Below are 17931 nucleotides of genomic sequence, written 5' to 3' on the forward strand. Positions count from 1 at the left end.
TGGCCGTGACACCTACAGCGATGCCAGGATTGCTCGTGGTAACAAGTTCTGCCACACCGTTACGCGCCGTCGTCGTCGCGTCGACCGGGAGCCGATGTCGTGATCCGACCCAGCGGACAACTGTGACCGCCGTTCCGAACGCCGGCCCGGACCGTCCGACCAGTGTTCCCGCCGAGGTGCTGCGCCGGGCCGCCGCGTACCCCGAACGACCCGCGGTCGTCGACCGGCACGGCACCCTGCGGTACCGCGATCTGGTGACCGAGGCGACCGTCCTGGCCGGGGCTCTCGCCCGCGAGCTGCCCCCGCCGGCGACCGGACACCCGGACCCGGTCGTGGCGGTGCTGCAACCACGCACCGCCGCCGCGGTCGTCGGCCCGCTCGCCGCCATGTTCTGCGGCGCCGCCTTCCTGCCGCTGGACCCGTCGTCGCCGCCGGCCCGGATCGCCCAGATCCTGGCCGACGCGCGGTGCCGGGTCGCGGTCGCCGCCGAGGAGCTCGTCGAGCGGCTGCCCGCCGGGGTCACCGTCGTCCGGGCCGGTCAGGAGGAGCACCTGCGGCTGCCCGAACCGGACGACCTGGCGTACCTCATCTCCACCTCGGGGTCGACCGGCCGTCCAAAGCAGGTCGAGGTCGCCCACCGGAGCTTGTGGACCGTGCTGGACTGGTACGCGCGGTTCTTCCGGCTCGGCCCGGGGGTGCGCACCGCGGCCTTCGCCGGCCTGGCCTTCGACGCCGCCCTGCTGGACATCTGGGCGCCGCTGATCCGTGGCGCGACGGTGGTGCTCGCCGACGAGGAGGTGGCGCGGGACCCGGAGCGGATCGCCGAGGCCCTGCGCGGGGTGGACCACTGCTTCCTCAGCACCCCGCTGGCCGAGCAGCTGCTGCGCTCCGACGTGGACACCGGCCGGCTGCGCACCCTGGCCACCGGAGGCGACCGGCTGCGGCTCTGGCCACCCACCGGCTTCGGCGCGGCGGTGCACAACCTGTACGGGCCCACCGAGGCGACCATCCTGGTCACCGCCACCGATGACCTGCGCCGCTACGCCGACCGGGGCGGGCCGCCGCCGATCGGCCGAGCGGTCGCGGGCGCCCTGCTGACCCTGGACGGCGAGGTCGAGGGGGAGCTGGTGATCGGCGGGCCGGTGCTGGCCCAGGGTTACCGGGCGGGCACCGAAACCGCCACGGCGTTCGGGACCGGCCCCGACGGCGTCTCGCGGCACTACCGGACCGGGGACGTCTGCCGCCGGGACGCCGCCGGTGAGCTGCACTTCGTCGGCCGCGTCGACGGCCAGGTCAAGATCCGTGGTCAGCGCATCGAGCTGCGCGAGGTGGAGAGCGCCCTGCTGGAGCTGCCCGGGGTCGGTCAGGCGGCCGCCGAGCCCGTGCACCGCGCCGGGGCGGCGCTGCTGGTGGCCTGGGTGACTGGTCCGGTCACACCCGAGGCGGTACGCGCCGGGCTGCGCGACCGGCTGCCCGCGGCGATGGTGCCGCACACGGTGGACGTCCGGGACGCTCTGCCGCTGACCCCGAACGGCAAGCTGGACCGGGCCGCGTTGCGTGCCGACACCGAGCGGTGCTGGTCGGCCGAGGACGCCGCCACACCGCCCTCGGCCGAAACGACGGTGACCGATCCGGCCGGGGCCGCGGTGGCCGAGGCGTGGCGGGCCGTCCTCGGCACGCCCCCACGTCCGGAGGACGACTTCTTCCTGTCCGGCGGGGACTCGCTGCTCGCGGTGCGGCTCACCGCCCAGCTCCGGCAGGGGCTGCGGATCGAGGTACGGGCGGCGCTGCTCTACCAGCACCGCCGCTACGCCGACTACCTCGCCGCGGTACGGGCGCTGGGCGCGGACGAGGCCGGTGCGACGCGGTGACCGGCACCCTGCTCACCCGCCTGCTCACCGCCGGCCGGCGGCGCCCCGAGGCGATCGCCGTGCACGCCGACGACGGCCGGGTCAGCTGGGGACGGCTGCTCGACCTGGCCGGTCGGTACGCCGCCAGCTACCGGGCGTACGGCGTCGGCCCGGGCCACCGGGTCGGAGTGCTGCTCGAACCGGGGCCCCACGCGGTGGCCGCCGCGGTCGGCGCGTTCGCGGTGCGGGCGGCGTACGTGCCGCTGGACCCGGCCCAGCCGCCGGCCCGGATCGGCACGCTGGTCGACGTGGCCGACCCCCTGCTGGTGGTGGCCGAGTCCGCCGTGCCGGGGCGGCCGGTGCTCCGCCCGGCCGCCGTCGTCGGCCGACCGGGCTTGCCGCTCGCGGACATCGGGGCACCGTCCGACGTGGCGTACGTCGTGCACACGTCCGGCTCGACCGGCGTCCCGAAGGCGGTACAGGTCGAGCACGCCAACCTGACCAACCTGCTCGTCGACCTGGACGAGCGGGCCCCGGTGCCGGCCGGGCACACCGGCACCTGGTGGACCCGGCCCTCGTTCGACGTGGCGGTCTGGGAGTGCCTCGCGCCGCTGAGCCGCGGCGGGACCGTGCGGGTGGTCCCGGCCGCGGCCCGCCACGACGGTGCCGCGCTCGCCGCGTTCCTGGACGTGTGTGGGGCGCAGAGCGCCTACGTGCCGCCGGCGTTCCTGCCGGAGCTGCACGCGCTGCTGCGCGCCGAGTCGGGCGCGCTGTCCGGCCTGCGCCGGCTGCTGGTCGGGGTGGAGCCCATTCCCCGCTCCCTACTGGAGGCGATCGCCCGCAGCCGGCCCAACCTCACCGTGGTCAACGGGTACGGGCCGGCCGAGACCACCATCTGCTGCACCCTGTACGTGCTGCCCCACCACGGCGCGACGCCCGGCGAACGCACCCCGATCGGCACCCCGGTCCGGGGCACCACGCTGCTGCTGCGCCACGCCGACGGGTCGTACCACCGCACCGGCACCGGGGAGCTGGTCGTCGCGGGCGCGGCGGTTGCCCGAGGCTACCTGCGTGCGCCGGCCGGAGCCCCCGCGTTCATCGCGGACCCGACGCAGCTCGACCGTCGCGCCTACCGCACCGGCGACATGGTACGCACGCTGCCCGACGGCAACCTGCTCTTCCTCGGCCGCGCCGACCGGCAGGTCAAGATCCGTGGGTTCCGGATCGAGCCGGCGGAGGTGGAGGCGGTGCTGCGCGGCCTGCCCGGGGTGCGGGACGTGGTGGTCGCCGCCCGGCGGCTCTCCGGAGCCGGTGACGTGCTGGTGGCGTACCTGGCGGTGGAGCCGGGCAGCGGGCTCACCGAGCGCGCCGCGCGCGGGTACGCGGCCGAGCGGCTGCCGGCGTACGCGGTGCCGGCCGCGGTGCTGCTGCTGTCCCGGCTGCCGCTCACCCCGCACGGCAAGTACGACCACGACCAGCTCGCCGCCCAGCCACTGCCCGCTGCCGTGCCCGGCCCCGGCGCTCCGGCGAATCTGTCGGACGACCCGCTCGACACCGGGCGGCGGTCCGGGTCGCTCGAGCTGGTGCTGGCCACCTGGCGTCGGTTGCTGCCGGTGCGCGACGTCCGCGCCGGGGACAGCTTCGTCGCGCTGGGCGGCACCTCGCTGGCCGCCGCCCGCGCGGCGGCCTGGCTCAGCGAGCGCACCGGTGTCCCGGTGAGCGCCGGCGACGTGCTGCGGGCCGACGACGCCGCCACGCTCGCCCAACGGCTCGCCGGTCCGGCCGGACCCGATCCGGTCCCCGTCGGCGGAGCGGGCCCGGTCACCGCTGGCGGACGCGGCCCGGTCGGGGCGCGGCAGGCGCCACTGACCCCCGAGCAGCTCGGTGTCTGGCTGCACGACGAGCTCCACCCCGGCAGCACCCTCTACTGCGAGCCGGTCCGCTTCGGCACCGACGCGCCGGTGGACCTGCCCCGGTTGGTCGACGCGTTGCGCCGGGCGCTGGCCGGGCATCCCGCGTTCGGCGCCGGACTGCGGCTCGTCGACGGGCTGCCCGAGCTGGTGCTCGACCGGCACCAGCCGGAGGTGCGGGTGCGCCGGTTCGCCGACCCGGCCGAGCTCGACGCCGCCGTGCGGGCCCACGCCGAGCGGCCCTTCGACACCACCGCCGAACCGCTGCTGCGCTGCGCGGTGCTCACCACCGGGCGGCGTACCGAGCTGCTGCTGGTCTGGCACCACCTGGTGGTGGACGCCTGGTCGCTGCGGCTGCTCCTGGCCGACGTCACCCGCTGCCACGCCGACCCGGCCTGGTCGCCTCCGGTGTCCGCCACCACCGTGTGCGACCTGGGGCTGCGCCGGTCGGCGTGGGTGGCGGGCGAAGCGGGTCAGGCAGCCGTCGCGGCGGCCGTGGCCCGGGTCCGCGATGTGCCGGAGCCGGCGCCCGCCGCCCACGCCGGGCGGACCGTGCTGACCCGGCCGGTGCGGGCGTCGGCCGCCGCGTTGTCCCGTCCCGGCGGCGGCACCGCCACCGAGCTGGTCGCCGCCGCGTACGCCCGCGCCCTGGGCGGGCTGCTGGACCGGGACACCGTGCTGATCGGCTGCGCGAGCGACACCCGCCGGGCCGCCGACGAGTTCGACGTCGCCGGGTACGCGGTGAACACCGTCCTGCTGCGCTGCGACGACGTGCGAGCCGGTGACTGGGCCGACCTGGCCGACCGGGTCGGCGGGCACCTGCGCCGGGTGGCGGCCGAGCAGGCCCCGTTCGTGGTGGTGGCACGGGAGGTACGGCGCGGCACCGGAGCGCCGCCGGGGACCTACCCGACGTGCTACCTCGACTCAGTGGAGGAACCGGAGCTGGTCACCGGCGCGGTTCGCTGGCAGCGGCGGGAGCTGCACCGCGCCGCGAACCGCTTCCCGCTCTGCCTCACCCTGCGCCACGCGGCGTCCGGCGCGCTGTCGATCCTCGTCGAGGCCGACGGCGGGCTGCTCGACCGGCCCGCCGTCACGGCGCTCGCCACCGCCGTCACCGATCAGCTCGAGGCGTACGCACAAGGAGATCCCGATGGCACGGACGATCGCGTTGCAGCAGGTCGCCGACGGACGGGCCGGGTGCCTGCTGACGATTGAGTTCCCCGGCGACTCCACCGGGGCCGGCCTGGCCGCGGCGCTCGCCACGGCCGAGACGGACGCCTCGCGCGGCCACCGGCCAGCCGGTACGGACCGGCACCAGGTGTGGCGGCTGGACCCGGTGACCAGTGTGGAGCTGGACGGCGGGCTGCCCGACCACGCCACCCTGGCCAACGCCGCCTCGGCCGAGTTCCTGCGCCGCCGGCCGACCGGCTCGGGCCCGCTCACCGTGGTCGGCTACTGCAGCGCGGCGGTCTTCGCCGGGCACCTGACCCGAGCCCTGGTCGAGGCCGGGTCGCCACCGGACGCGCTGGCCCTGGTGGCGGCAACCGTGCCCGACGAGCGGGCCGCCTGGCGGGAGTACGCCACGCTGCACCGCAAGCTGACCGGCGAGGCCGCGCCGCCGCCCGTCCCGGCCGAGCCGCACGTGGTCGTCGCGCGCTGGCGGGCCGAGCTGGGCGGGCACGCCCGCGCGTTCGTCGCCGCGCAGGGCTTCCCGCCGGCCGAGGCGGAGACCGCCGCGCAGGAGATCACCGGCCGCTACCTGGCCTGGCTGTGGTTCCTGCTGGACGCCGCGCGGGCCGGCGAGGCACGGGTGCCCTGCCCGGTCACCGTGCTGGCCGACGACGCGCAGGCTCTCGACCGGCTGGCGTACCGGCCGGCCGTCGCGGTCTCTCGCCCGGCGACGGGCCACACGACAGCACCAGACCACAGCGGCGCCGGCGTGGGAGCCGGCGCGGACGACGGGGGAACAGCATGACGACGAACGGACAACCGGCACGGGCCGACGCACTCGGACGGGTCGTCGCGGACGCCTGGGGAGCGGCGTTGGGCGTGGACGGGCTCACCGGACAGGACCACTTCTTCGAGCGCGGCGGCGACTCGCTCGCCGCCGCCCGGATGGCCGCGCGGCTGCGTACCGCGCTGGACGTGCGGGTGCCCCTCAACGCGGTCTTCGAGCACCCCACCCTGGGTGGGTTCACCACGGCGCTGCGCGCCGAGCACGGACCGGCGGTGGACGAGGCTGCCGCTCTGTACCTGAGCGTGCTCGCCTGCTCGGACGCGGACGCCGAGGCGCTGATTGGACGCCTCGATGACTGACCTGCTCTCGCCGCGCAAGGCCGCGCTGCTGGCGGCCCTGCGCGCCCGCCGGGCCGCCGAGACCACCGAGGCATCCGCCACCCCGGACGGCACCGGGCACGGGCCGGCGGGTTCCCGGGTGGTCTCCGCCGGTCAGCGGCAGATGTGGTATCTCGACCAGGCCAACCCGGGCGACCCCGCGTACCTGGCGCCGGTGGCGTACCGGCTGCGCGGGCCACTGAACGTGCCGGCCCTCGCCGCGGCCGTGGACGCCCTGGTGGCCCGGCACGAACCGGTGCGCACCACGCTGCGCCTCGACGACGGCGACCTGGTGCCGGTGCTCCGGCCGCCCGGCACCGGGTTGCTGCGGCTCGCCGACCTGACCGGCCTGCCCGGGGCGGCCCGGGAGGCCGAGCTGAACGCCCGGCTGGCCGCCGAGGCCGCCACCCCGCTCGACCTGACCGACGGCCCGGTGCTGCGGGCCACCCTGTTCCGGCTCACCGACACCGAGCACGTGCTGGCGCTGACCGTCCACCACGTCGCGGTCGACGAGTGGTCGCTGCGGATCGCGGCAGCCGAGCTCGCCGAGGGGTACGCCGCGCACCAGGCCGGACGGCTACCCGAGGTGCCCGACCTGCCGATGTCCTACCAGGACTGGGCCGGGCGCCAGCGGCGCTGGTTGGCCGGCCCGCAGGCCGCCGCGCAGCGGGACTGGTGGCGGGAGCGACTGGCCGGCGCGCCCCCGGTGCCCGAGCTGCCCGGCGGCCTCGCCCGGTCGACCGCGCCCACCAACGCGGGCGCTACCCGGGTCGTGCCGCTGGACGTACCGACGGAGACGCTGCGGGCGGCCTGCCGCCGGCTCACCGTCACCCCGTACCTGCTGCTGTTCGCCGCGTTCCAGGTGCTGTTGGCCCGCTGGACCGGCAGCGACGACGTGCCGGTCGGCACCCCGGTCGGCAATCGCCGCGACCCGGACACCGAGCCGCTGGTCGGCCTGCTCGTCAACACCCTGGTGATCCGCGCCGACCTGACCGGCGACCCCAGCTTCGCGGAGCTGACCACCCGGGTCCGCGCCGCCGTGCTCGCCGCGCAGGAGCGGCAGGAGTTGCCGTTCGAGGAGCTGGTCGCCGTCGCCCGCCCGGCCCGCCGCGCCGGGCATGACCCGCTGTTCCAGGTGATGTTCCTGTACGCGGACGCCACCGCGCCGCCGCCGCTGCCCGGCATCGAGGTGAGCCCGATCGAGGTCCCGACGGCCACCGCCAAGTTCGACCTGACCGTGGCGGTACGGCCCGGCCCCGGCGGGCTGGAGGCCGCGCTGGAGTACCGCACCGACGTGTTCGACGCCGCCACGGTGGACCGGTTCGCCGCGGCCTTCCGTACCCTGCTCGCCGACCTGCTCGCCGACCCGGACGCTCCGGTGCGCGCCGCCCGGCTGATCACCGACGCCGACCGCGAGCTGATCCTGTGCACCTGGAACGACACCGCCACCGACGCACCTGAGGTCGGCTCGGTGCACGCCCTGATCGAGCGGCAGGCCCGCCGCCACCCCGACGCGGTGGCGGTCACCGACGGGGCGCGGACGTTGACCTACCGCGAGGTGAACGTCCGGGCCGACGCGCTCGCCGCGACCCTGCGGGAGCGCGGCGTCGGTGTCGGCGATCTCGTGGGCATCCTGCTGGAACGCACCGCCGCGCTGCCGGTGGCGATCCTCGCGGTGCTCAGGGCCGGCGCCGGGTACGTGCCGCTGGATCCGGCGCACCCGCCCGCCCGGCTGCGCTGGGTGCTCGACGACACTGCCGCGCGGGTGGTGCTCACCTCGGCCGCGCTGCGCTCCCGGCTGCCGGCCGGCCTGGCCGAGCCGGTCGAGGTGGACCTGAGCGCGCCGGTCACGCCACCCGACAGGGTGCCCCCGGTGCCGGTCGGCCCCGACGATCTGGCGTACGTCATCCACACCTCCGGGTCCACCGGGCGCCCCAAGGGCGTGCTGGTCACCCACGAAGGCGTGGTCAACTACCTGCGCTGGGCCGCCGCGGCGTACCGGATCGGGCCGGGCGACGAGGTGCCGGTGCACTCCTCGGTCGGCTTCGACCTCACGGTGACCAGCCTGCTGGTGCCGCTGGCCGCCGGCGGCACCGTGCACCTGCTCGACGACGACGCGGGCCCGGCCGGCCTCGGCGCGGCGCTGCTCGACCGGACCAGCCCGTACGGCCTGGTCAAGCTCACCCCGGCTCAGTTGGAGATCGTCAACCGGCAGGTCACCGAGGCCGGGGCGCCCGGCCGGACCCGGCTGTTCGTGATCGGCGGGGAGAAACTGCGCGCCGACCAGGTCGCGCTCTGGCGGGCGCACGCCCCGGGCACCCGGCTGATCAACGAGTACGGCCCGACCGAGACGGTGGTCGGCTGCGCCGTGTACGAGGTCGGCCGGGACACCCCGCAGCACGGCTCGGTGCCGATCGGCCGGCCGATCGCGAACACCCAGCTGTACGTGCTGGACGACCGACTCGACCCGGTCCCGGCCGGCCTGCCCGGCGAGTTGTACGTCGGCGGGGCCGGCGTGGCCCGCGGCTACCTCAACCGGCCCGGCCTGACCGCCGACCGGTTCGTGCCGGACCCGTTCGGGGGCGGCGGGCGGCGGCTCTACCGCACCGGTGACCTGGCGCGGTACCGCCCGGACGGCACGCTGGAGTTCCTGGGCCGCGCCGACCGACAGATCAAGCTGCGCGGCCACCGCATCGAGCCCGGCGAGGTGGAGGCGGCGCTGCGCCGGCTGCACCCCGCTGGTGACGTCGCTGTCGTGCTGCGGCACGACGACCCGGACGACCCTCGGCTGGTCGCCTACCTCACCGGCGACCCGGATCGGGCCGCGCTGCGCGCCGGTCTGCGCGCGGAGCTGCCGGAGCACCTGGTGCCGGCCGCCTTCGTGGGCGTACCCGCCCTGCCGCTGACCGGCAACGGCAAGCTCGACGCGTCCGCCCTCCCCGCACCGGCGGCGGACGGCACCGACAGCGGGCGCCCGCCGACCAGTGACCCGACCGGTGCCGGCGGGACCGTCGCTGCTCCCGACGACGAGCCGCGCCGGCCGGCGGTGGGCGCGGGGGCGTCGGCCGGCGACCGGGCGGAGGCCCGGAGGTTGGTGGTCGAGGTGTGGCGCGAGGTGCTCGGCGTGCCCCGAGTCGGCGAGCGGGACAACTTCTTCGACCTCGGTGGACACTCGCTGCGGCTGCTGGCCGTCCACCGGCTGCTGGTCGACCGGCTCGGCCCGGTGGTGACGGTCACCGACCTGTTCCGGCACACCACCGTCGAGGCGCTGGCCGACGTGCTGGCCAACGCCGCGTCAACCGTCCTGGCTGACCCCGCCGCGGAACGTGCCCAGGTGGCGCCCCGGCCGGTACCGGCGCCCACCCGGACCGCGCCGCCGGCCGACGCGATCGCCGTGGTCGGGATGGCCTGCCGCTTCCCCGGGGCCCGGACGCCCGAGGAGTTCTGGCGGATCATCCGCGACGGCGTCGACACGGTCCGCGAGTTCAGCACCGTGGAACTGCTCGCCGACGGAGCCGACCCCGCACTCGTCGACGACCCGGCGTACGTGCGCCGGGGCAGCGAGCTGGCCGACATCGACCGCTTCGACGCGGCCTTCTTCGGTTTCACGCCCCGGGAGGCGCAACTGCTCGACCCGCAGCACCGGTTGCTGCTGGAGTGCGCCTGGGAGGCGTTGGAACGCGCCGGGCACGACCCGGAGGCGTACCCGGGGCAGGTCGGGCTGTTCGCCGGCTCCGGGCGTAGCACCTACCTGCTGGAACACCTGCTCACCGACCCGGACCTCGTGGACGCGGTGGGCGGCTACCAGCTCGCGCTGAGCAACGACAAGGACTTCCTGACCAGCCGGGCGTCGTACAAGCTGAACCTCACCGGGCCGAGCGTCAGCGTCAGCACCGCCTGCTCCAGTTCGCTGGTCGCCGTGCACCTGGCCCGTCAGAGCCTGCTCACCGGCGAGTCCGACCTGGCGGTCGCCGGCGGTGTGAGCGTCGTTCCGGCGCAGCGGCGGGGCTACCTGCACCACGATGGCGGCCTGTTCTCCCCGGACGGGCACTGCCGGCCGTTCGACGCCGATGCCCGGGGCGCCATCGCGGCCAGCGGCATCGGGCTGGTCGTCCTGCGCCGACTCACCGACGCGATCGCCGACGGCGACCTGATCCACGCCGTCATCCGCGGCTCGGCGGTGAACAACGACGGCGCCCGGCGGGCCGGCTACTCCGCCCCCGGTGTCGCCGGGCAGGTCGAGGTGGTCAGCCGGGCGCTGGCCACCGCCGGCGTGAGCCCGCGCGACATCGGCTACCTGGAAGCGCACGGCACCGGCACCCTGTTCGGCGACCCCATCGAGGTCAACGCGCTCACCGAGGCGTTCCGGCGCGGCACCGCCGACCGGCAGTTCTGCGCGCTCGGTTCGGTCAAGGCCAGCATCGGGCACACCGACGCCGCCGCCGGGGTGGCCGGGCTGATCAAGGCCGTGCTGGCGTTGCGACACCGCACGCTGCCGCCGGCGGTGAACGTCCGGCGGCCCAACCCGGCGATCAACCTGGCGGACAGCCCCTTCGATCTGCCGGCGCAGGCCCGGCCCTGGCGGGCCGACGGTCAGCCCCGCCGGGCAGCCGTCAGCTCATTCGGAATGGGCGGCACCAACGCGCACCTCGTGCTGGAGGAGGCGCCCGAACCGGCCACCCCGCCCACCCCGACACCGGTCGGGCCGGAGCTGCTGGTGCTCTCCGCGCGGACACCCGCCGCGTTGGAGCGGGCCACCGAGGCGCTGCGGCGACACCTCGACGCGTACCCCGGGCTGGGGTTGCCGGAGGTGGCGGCGGCGTTGGGCCGGCGGCAGTCGATGGCGTACCGGCGGGCCGTGGTCTGCGGCGACCGCGCTGACGCGGTCGACGCGCTGGCCACGCCGGAGCGGCTGCTCAGCGCCGCGCCGGACCGGACCGACGCGGGGCTGGCCTTCGTCTTCCCGGGCCACGGCGCGCAGCATCCCGGGATGGGGGCCGGGCTGTACCGGGCCGAGCCCGGCTACCGGGCCGTGGTGGACGAGTGCGCGGACCTGCTGCGCGGGCCGCTCGGGCTGGATCTGCGCCGGGTGCTCGTCCCGGATTCGGACGACCTCGACGTCGCGTCGCGACTGCTGGCCGAACCCCGGATCATCCAACCCGCGCTCTTCGTCACCGAGTACGCGCTCGCCCGGCTGCTGCTCGACCGGGGGCTGCGGCCCGAGCTGCTGGTCGGGCACAGCCTCGGCGAGTACGTGGCCGCCTGCCTCGCCGGGGTCTTCGACCTCGCCGACGCGCTGCGGCTGGTCCACGCCCGCAGCCGACTGTCCCAGTCCACCGAGCCGGGGGCGATGCTCGCCGTCGCCCTGCCCGAGGCGGACGTCGCCGCGCTGCTCGGCCCGGAAATCTCACTCGCGGCGGTCAACGCGCCCGAGTTGTGTGTGTTGTCCGGCCGCCCGGCGGCACTGGACGCGTTGGCCGCTCGACTGCGCGCCGAGAAGGTCGAGTGCCAGCCGCTCCCGGCCGACCGGGGCGTCCACTCCGCGCTGCTCGACCCGGTGCTCGACGAGTTCCGGGCCGAGGCCCGCCAGGTCACCTACCGGGCGCCCCGGCTGCCGTTCCTGTCCAATGTGACCGGAGCGGAGGCCACCGCCGAGCAGGTCACCGACCCGGAGTACTGGGTGCGGCACCTGCGCGGCACGGCTCGCTTCGCCGACTGCGCCGCGCTGCTGGCCCGAACCGAACTGATGGTCGCCGAGGTCGGCCCGGGGCACACCCTCGGCGGGCTGGTCGGCCAGGCCGGCGTCGCACCACACCGGGTGGTGCCGGTGATGCGCCACCCCCGCAGCGACGGCGACGACCAACGGATCGCGTTGACGGCGGTGGGTCGGCTGTGGCTGGCCGGGGTGCCAGTCGACTGGTCCGCCTTCCACGGCGGACCGCGGCGCCGGGTGGAGCTGCCGACCTACCCGTTCGAGCGGCAACGGCACTGGATCGAGCGCGGCGCACGGACGCAGCTGGCCAGCGGCGTCGCCGCCACGGCCGAGCCGGAGCCGACGGACCTGGCGACCGGCAACCGGCCGGCCCTGCCGAACGCCTTCGTGGCACCCCGCGGCCCGGCCGAGCGGGCCGTGGCGGCGATCTGGACGGAGCTGCTGGGCATCGCACCGGTCGGTGCGCACGACGACTTCTTCGCGTTGGGCGGGCACTCGTTGCTCGCCACTCAGCTCGTCGTACGGGTGCACGCCCGGCTCGGGGTGGCGCTGCCGATCGAGACGGTCTTCGCGACGCCGACCGTCGCCGGCATCGCCGCCGCGTTGCCCACCACCGTCGAGCCGGCGGCGGGCGACGCCGAGGCCCCGCCAGCCCCTGCCGTGGGCGTCGAGCCCCGGGTCCAGCCGTCCGAGCGCATCCCGCGTGGCCCGGCCGGCCCCGCGCCGGTCTCCTCCGGCCAGCGCCGGCTCTGGTTCCTCGAACAGGTCCACGACCAGGTGGCGTACGTGGCGTTCAGCGCCCTGCGCCTGCACGGCGACCTGCGCGTGGACGTGCTGGGCGCAGCGCTCACCGAACTGGTCCGCCGTCACGACGTGCTGCGGACGGTGTTCGAGCCGGGGCCGGACGGCGGCGACCCGGTGCAGGTGGTCCGCCCCGCCGAACCCTTGCCGCTGGCCGTGCGGGAGCTGCCCGCCGGCCCGCCCGAGGCGGACGGCGACCTCGCCGAGCGGGAACGCGTCGCGCTCGTCGCGGTGGCCCGCGAGCCGTACGACCTGGCCACCGGCCCGCTGTTCCGCCCGGTGCTGTTCCGCAGCGCCCCCGACCGGCACGTGCTGGCGCTCGGCATGCACCACATCGTCTCCGACGGCTGGTCGCTCGGGGTGATCCGGGCCGAACTCGGCGCCCTCTACGACGCGTACCTGGACGGCGCGCCATCGCCGCTGCCCGAGCTGCCGCTGAGCTACGCCGACTACGCCCGCTGGCAGCGGACCCGCGCAGACGCCGATGACGGCCTCGCCTACTGGACGCGGCAGCTCGCCGGCGCGCCCACCGCCGTGGAGCTGCCCACCGACCGGCCCCGACCGCCGGTGCAGTCCTTCGACGGGGCGGTGGCCCGACGTACCCTCCCGGCGGAGCTGATCGAGCAGGTCCGGGAGCTGGGGCGGCAGCACGGCGCCACGCTCTACATGACGGTGCTCGCCGCCGTGCAGACGCTGCTGTACCGCTACACCGGCCAACGCGACGTCTGCGTCGGTTCGCCGGTGGCCGGCCGGGTCCGCGCCGAGCTGGAGCCGCTGGTCGGCTTCTTCCTCAACAGCCTCGTGCTGCGGACCACGCTGGAGGACGGGTGGGGCTTCGGCCGGCTGCTCGAGGACGTTCGCCGCACCGCGCTGGCCGCGTACGACCATCAGGAGGTGCCCTTCGAGCGGGTGGTGGACGCCCTCGATGTGCCCCGCGACCTGAGCCGCAACGCGCTGTTCCAGGTGATGGTGAACCTGCTCAACCTGCCGGACGAGCCGTTGACGATGGGCGGGCTGCGCGCCGAGCCACTCAGCGTGGAGAACGGCACCGCCCAGGTCGACCTCACCCTGTACGCGTACGACCGGCCGGAGGGGCTGCTCTGCTGCCTGGAGTACACGACCGCGCTCTACGACGAGGCCACCGCCCAACGGATGCTGGCACATCTCGAGCAGCTGCTGCGCGGGGTGGTCGCCGAGCCGGACCGGCCCCTGACCGAGGTGGAGATCCTCACCCCGGCCGAGCGGGAACGACAGCTCGTCGCCTGGAACGACACCGACCGGCCGGTGCCACCGGTGACGCTGACCGCGCTGGTGCAGGAGCAGGTGGCCCGCACCCCGGAGCGGCCGGCAGTCACCTTCGGGTCGACGACCCTGACGTACGCCCAGCTCAACGTGCGCGCCAACCGGCTCGCCCGGCGGCTGTGCCGGGTCGGGGTGGGGCGGGACACCACCGTGGCGGTGTCGCTGGAACGCTCCGCCGACCTGCTGGTCGCGCTGCTCGCCGTGCTCAAGGCCGGCGGCGCGTACGTGCCGCTGGACCCGTCGTACCCGCTGGACCGGCAGCGCTGGGTGCTCACCCACAGCCAGGCCGTCGCGCTGGTCACCGAGGCCGGGCCGGCGGAGTCCTTCGCCGACTTCCCCGGCCCGGTGCTGCGGGTCGACGCCCCCGGCGACGCCGTCGAGTCCTGCCATGACCTGGAGCCGGTGACCGCACCGGACGACCTGGCGTACGTGCTCTACACCTCGGGGTCGACCGGGCGTCCGAAGGGGGTGCGGGTCAGTCACGCCTCGGTGGTGAACCTGCTGACCGCGATGGCGGACGTCCCCGGGCTGAACGCCGACGACACCCTGGTCGCGCTGACCACGTTCGCCTTCGACATCTCGGTGCTGGAGCTGTTCCTGCCGCTGGTGGTGGGCGCCCGGGTGGTCGTCGCCGGTCGGGACGTCGGCTACGACGCGGGCGCGCTGGCGGAGCTGCTGCGCGCCGAGGAGGCCACCGTGCTCCAGGCTACCCCGGCGACATGGCGGCTGCTGCTGGCCGCCGGCTGGACCGGTGAGCCGGGCCTGCGGGCGCTCTGCGGCGGGGAGGCGCTGCCCGCCCCACTGGCCCGCGACCTGGCCCCCCGGGTCGGCGAGCTGTGGAACATGTACGGCCCGACCGAGGCGACCATTTGGTCCACCGTGGCCCGGATCGACGCCGACGCCGACGTCACCATCGGCCGTCCCATCGCCAACACCCGGGCGTACGTCCTCGACGGGGCCCTTCGGCCGGTGCCGGTGGGGGTGGTCGGCGAGCTGTACCTCGGCGGCGCCGGGGTGGCGCGGGACTACCTCGACCAGCCGGCGCTGACCGCGGACCGGTTCCTGCCCGACCCGTTCGACGCCCGGCCCGGCGCCCGGCTCTACCGCACCGGCGACCTGGCCCGGTACCGCCCGGACGGCCGGCTGGAGTGTCTGGGCCGCAACGACTCGCAGGTCAAGGTGCGCGGCTTCCGGATCGAGCTGGGTGAGATCGAGGCGGCCCTGCATCGGCACCCCGCCGTGCGGGAGAGCGCCGTCGTGGTCCGCGATCTGGACTCCGAGCCGGCCCTGGTCGGCTACCTGGCGTTGAACGCCGGCGCGGACGACCCGGGCGCCGGCGGCTGGCGGGCGTTCCTGCGCGAATGGCTGCCCGACCACATGGTGCCGGCGGTGTTCGTGCGCCTCGACGCGCTGCCGCTGACCGCGAACGGCAAGCTCGACCGGGCCGCGCTGCCGGCGCCGGAGCGCGGCGGCGCTCGTATCGGGGGCGAGTTGGCCGCGCCGGCCACGCCGGTGCAGGCGGCGCTCGCCGACCGCTGGGCGCAGGTGCTCGGCTACGACCGGGTGGGCATCGACGACGACTTCTTCGACCTGGGTGGGGACTCGTTCACCGCGATCCGGGCGCTGGCCGGCAGCGAGCCGCCGATCAGCGTGCTGGACCTGTTCCGCCACCCCACCATCCGAGGACTCACCGCGCACCTCGACGCGGACGCCGGCGCGCCGGCGCGGCTGTGGCACGAGCTGACCCCGTCGCGGAACGCCGCGCCGACGGTGACCGTGCTCTGCGTACCGTTCGCCGGCGCCGGCGCGGTCATCTTCCAACCGCTGGCCTCGGCCATGCCGGACCAGGTGGCCCTGCTCGCGCTGCAACGACCGGGGCACGACCTGAACCGGCCGGACGAGCCGGGGCTGGAGATGGACGAGCTGATCGACGCGTGTGTGGCGGAGGTGACCGCGGGCGTCAGCGGGCCGGTGATCATCTACGGGCACTGCATGGGTGGCGCCACGGCGGTGGAGTTGGGCCGACGGCTGGAACTGGCCGGCGTCGACCTGCGTCGGGTGGTGATCGGCGGGCACTTCCCGGCACCCCGACTGCCGGGCCGGCTCGCCGGTTGGTTCCGGCGGATCTTCCCGCTCGAGCGGTGGACCTCGAAGCGGCACGCGCTGGACTTCCTGCGCGCCATGGGGTTCTTCACCGACGTGCTCGACGAGCGGGAGAAGGACTTCCTGATGACGGTCTTCCTGGCCGACAGCCGGATGGGGGAGGAGTACTACACCGGCGCGTACGCCACCGGGCCGGAGAGCCGGCTCGCCACGCCGCTGGTCTGTGTGATCGGCACCAAGGACCGGGCCACCGAGCTGTACGAGGAACGCTATCTGGAGTGGACGTACTTCGCCGACACGGTGTCCCTGCGCACGATCGAGGGCGCCGGCCACTACTTCCAGAAGCACCAGGCGCCCGAACTCGCCGACATCATCCTGGCCGAGCCCGCTGAGCCGACCGAGCCCGCTGAACCCGCTGAGCCGACCGAGCGTGTGTCGGCGGGTGTTCCCGAGCCGGGCGCCCGGCTCGCCGGCCGGGTCGACGCCGGGCTCGGGGTGTTCTTCGCCGTCGCGTTCGGGCAGCTCGTGTCGCTGATCGGCACCGGGCTGACCGGTTTCGCGCTGGCGCTCTGGGTCTACCAGCGCACCGGCTCCATCTCCTGGTTCGCGGTGGCGTCGGTGCTGGCCCTGCTGCCCGCCGTGGTGCTGTCCCCGATCGCCGGCGCGGTGGCCGACCGGTGGAACCGCCGGCTCATCATGATCGCCGCGGACACGTTCGCGGCCTGCGGCACGGTCACCCTGGCGGTGCTGCTCTGGTTCGGCCGGGCGCAGCTCTGGCACGTGTTCGCCGCGCTCACCGTCAGCGCGATCGCCACCGCGTTCCAACAACCCGCGTACCTGGCCGCCGTGACGCAGTTGGTGCCCAAGCGCTACTACGGCCGGGCCAACGGCATCATCTCGCTGGGCGCGGCGACCAGCACGGTGCTCGCCCCGCTCGCCGGTGGTGCGCTGGTGGTCGCGATCGGGCTGCGCGGCATCGTCCTGCTCGACCTGGCCACCTTCGCCGTGGCGGTCGGCATCACCCTGGCCGTGCGCTTCCCCGACCGGCTGTTCAAGCGGCGCGAGGAGTCGTTCGGCCAGGAGGTGCTGGGCGGCTGGCGGTTCATCGCCCGCCGGCACGGGCTGCTCGCGATGATCATGCTCACCGCCGCGCTCAACTTCTTCTTCGCCATGGTCGAGGTGCTGGCAACCCCGCTCACCCTGTCCTTCGGTGACCCCTCGGTGCTCGGCGTGGTGCTCGCCTCCGGCGGCGCCGGGCTGCTGCTCGGCAGCATCGCGATGGGCGTCTGGGGCGGCACGACCCGGCGGATGACCGGCATCCTGTCCAGCGTGCTGCTGCTCGCGGTCGCCGTGGTCACCGTCGGCCTGCGGCCGGAACCGATCTTCCCGGCGCTCGGCCTGTTCGGTCTGGGGTTGACCTCGGCGCTGGTCAACAGCCACTGGTTGGCGATCGTTCAGGCCAAGGTGGGGCTGGAGTTGCAGGGCCGGGTCCTGGCCACCACGCTGATGCTCTCCTGGCTGATGGTGCCCGCCGGGTTCCTCTGCGCCGCCCCGCTGGCCGAGCGGGTGTTCACCCCGCTGGCGTCCGCCGACGGCGTCACCGGTCAGGTGCTGGGTGTCCTGATCGGCCACGGGCCGGGTCGGGGCATCGCCCTGACCGCCGTGGCGGCCGGCCTGTGCACGCTCGCGCTGGCCGTGGTCGGGTGGGCGTACCGGCCGATCCGGCGCCTGGAGGACGAACTGCCGGACGCTGACCCGGGCACCGTCGTGCTCAGCGACAAGGACCGGATCCAGGAGCTGGCCGACCGCCAGCTCGCCGAGCTGGCCGGGCGCCGTTGACCCCGCCGCCGGTGGTGTACGCCCGGTCGATCGGTCAGGATGGGCCGGGGCGTCGCCGGGCTGGCGCCCCGCACCGAGT

5 protein-coding genes are annotated in these 17931 nt (G+C 75.6%); all 5 read left to right on the forward strand.

Annotated features, from left to right (window positions below; translation table 11 throughout):
- The first annotated feature begins 122 nt into the window (after window positions 1-122).
- From ACFYPS_RS22130 to ACFYPS_RS22150, 5 genes are read left to right on the forward strand one after another with little or no spacing between them, the layout of a single operon-like run.
- Window positions 123-1871 carry a non-ribosomal peptide synthetase gene (locus tag ACFYPS_RS22130; protein WP_387326611.1) on the forward strand — a complete coding sequence of 583 codons (1749 nt, stop codon included), beginning with the start codon at window positions 123-125 and terminating at the stop codon, window positions 1869-1871.
- Window positions 1868-4975: an AMP-binding protein gene (locus ACFYPS_RS22135; protein ID WP_387326614.1), complete on the forward strand. Its 3108-nt coding sequence runs from the start codon at window positions 1868-1870 to the stop codon at window positions 4973-4975. The genes ACFYPS_RS22130 and ACFYPS_RS22135 overlap by 4 nt, the downstream gene beginning before the upstream one ends.
- Window positions 4911-5735 carry a hypothetical protein gene (locus ACFYPS_RS22140; RefSeq protein WP_387326617.1) on the forward strand — a complete coding sequence of 275 codons (825 nt, stop codon included), beginning with the start codon at window positions 4911-4913 and terminating at the stop codon, window positions 5733-5735. The genes ACFYPS_RS22135 and ACFYPS_RS22140 overlap by 65 nt, the downstream gene beginning before the upstream one ends.
- On the forward strand, window positions 5732-6076 hold the full coding sequence (locus tag ACFYPS_RS22145) for a phosphopantetheine-binding protein (protein WP_387326620.1): 345 nt from the start codon (window positions 5732-5734) through the stop codon (window positions 6074-6076). Before ACFYPS_RS22140 ends, ACFYPS_RS22145 begins: the two co-directional genes overlap by 4 nt.
- Window positions 6069-17852: an amino acid adenylation domain-containing protein gene (locus tag ACFYPS_RS22150; protein ID WP_387326623.1), complete on the forward strand. Its 11784-nt coding sequence runs from the start codon at window positions 6069-6071 to the stop codon at window positions 17850-17852. The genes ACFYPS_RS22145 and ACFYPS_RS22150 overlap by 8 nt, the downstream gene beginning before the upstream one ends.
- Window positions 17853-17931: the final 79 nt, after the last annotated feature.

This window comes from Micromonospora sp. NPDC005087, assembly GCF_042872965.1.
Classification (GTDB): domain Bacteria; phylum Actinomycetota; class Actinomycetes; order Mycobacteriales; family Micromonosporaceae; genus Micromonospora.

Coding starts and splice junctions, on each gene's coding strand:
- ACFYPS_RS22140 (WP_387326617.1), top strand. CDS start 4,911: ATGGCACGGACGATCGCGTTGCAGCAGGTCGCCGACGGACGGGCCGGG.
- ACFYPS_RS22145 (WP_387326620.1), top strand. CDS start 5,732: ATGACGACGAACGGACAACCGGCACGGGCCGACGCACTCGGACGGGTC.
- ACFYPS_RS22150 (WP_387326623.1), top strand. CDS start 6,069: ATGACTGACCTGCTCTCGCCGCGCAAGGCCGCGCTGCTGGCGGCCCTG.